General features: G+C 45.6%; 1 protein-coding gene. It reads left to right on the top strand.

The window, feature by feature from the left end; translation table 11 throughout:
- Positions 1-51 precede the first annotated feature (51 nt).
- The gene (locus ACFQI7_RS37730; RefSeq protein ID WP_377518633.1) at positions 52-1,329 is read left to right on the top strand and encodes an IS110 family RNA-guided transposase; all 1,278 of its coding nucleotides are present in this window, start codon (positions 52-54) and stop codon (positions 1,327-1,329) included.
- Positions 1,330-1,372 lie beyond the last annotated feature (43 nt).

The following is a 1,372-nucleotide window of genomic DNA, read 5'->3' as shown; positions in this document are numbered from 1 at the left end:
GAGTATGTACTGGGTTGCAGCCCTCAGAACTCACACCTAGGAGGCGTTATCATGAAGTCTAGACTAATTAAGGCTCAAAATCAACGTGTTGAACGTATTTCCACTTCCACTCTTGTCATTGGCATCGACATTGCCAAGGAGAAGCACGCTGCTCAAGCCATTAATTTTCGGGGTATTGTCCTCACCAATCGCCCCATTATGTTTTCGAATGAGTTTGACGGTTTTGAGTTTTTAGAACGTAACATTCTGAAATTACAGAAAATGCACGGCATGAACGACGTCGTTGTGGGAATGGAAAGTACCGGTCATTATTGGTTCAATATTGCCAACTGGCTGGTGAATCGAGGTATTGATGTTGTCCTTGTCAATCCAATGACAACCAAGCGAAATAAGGAAAACAGAGATAATTCCCCTTCTAAGAGTGACCCAAAGGATGCACTAGTCATTGCCGATGCTGTGAGCCGCGGGTACTACACACCCTTCTCACCAAAGGAAGAAGCGTTCCGCCGCATTCGGGTAATCGTTGCAAACAGAGAGCACTGGGTTGTTGAATCCGGGCGAATTGAGAACCGTATCCACCGCTGGCTGGATATCCGTTTTCCTGAATACAGAAAAGCATTTGAAGATATTTTTAGCACTCGTTCATTAGCTACTTTGCGTCGTTTTCCTGCCCCTCCTGACTTGCTGCAGTTAACTCCGCAACAAATCGTGGAAATTTGGGGAGAGTACATGACTAGACCTGGCGGCGCACGAGGCATGAACAAGGCAATGGAGCTTCAAGAGCTCGCTAGACATAGCGTCGGAGACTCTGTTGCCCTTGAGGAAGACAAATGGGAACTGAGGCACCTACTAAACGAATATGAAAGAGTCCGAAAAATCATTGACGAAGCGGACGAGATGATTGAAAAGATATTGCCTGAAATTCCTTGTTCGGACCTCATTCGGTCTGTCGGCACTTCCCTTCCTGCAACGGCTGCCATAGTAGCATTTGGTGGGGACTTACGTAAGCTGTCTCATGGAAATCAGTTATTGCGAAAGGCAGGATTAAACTTGGCCGAACGTAGTTCCGGTAAATACAAGGGACAAATTAAGCTCACGAAACGAGGTAACTCATTACTACGTAAGCATTTGTACTTCACTGTGTTTCACCTTTTATCTCATAATCGTGCATTCCAAGCCCTGCATAAACACAATGTAGAAGTGAAACGAATGACGAAAATGCAGTCCATGATGAAGTTGATTGGAAAACTCGCTCGGATGCTTGTAGCCATGGCGAAAGAAGGACAAGAATTCTCCGTAGATAAGGCTCAGCTGCCGTTAGCAGCTTAAAACTAAAATCGCAACCCAAACACGTAGATTGGCTCATTCGCAG

The sequence above is a fragment of the Paenibacillus allorhizosphaerae genome (genome assembly GCF_042659105.1).
GTDB classification, from domain to species: Bacteria; Bacillota; Bacilli; order Paenibacillales; family NBRC-103111; genus Paenibacillus_G; species Paenibacillus_G allorhizosphaerae.
This window is presented reverse-complemented; position numbering and strand designations above follow the sequence as displayed.

Excerpts from the sequence above, each read along its gene's own strand:
- ACFQI7_RS37730 (WP_377518633.1), top strand. The coding sequence starts at position 52 with ATGAAGTCTAGACTAATTAAGGCTCAAAATCAACGTGTTGAACGTATT.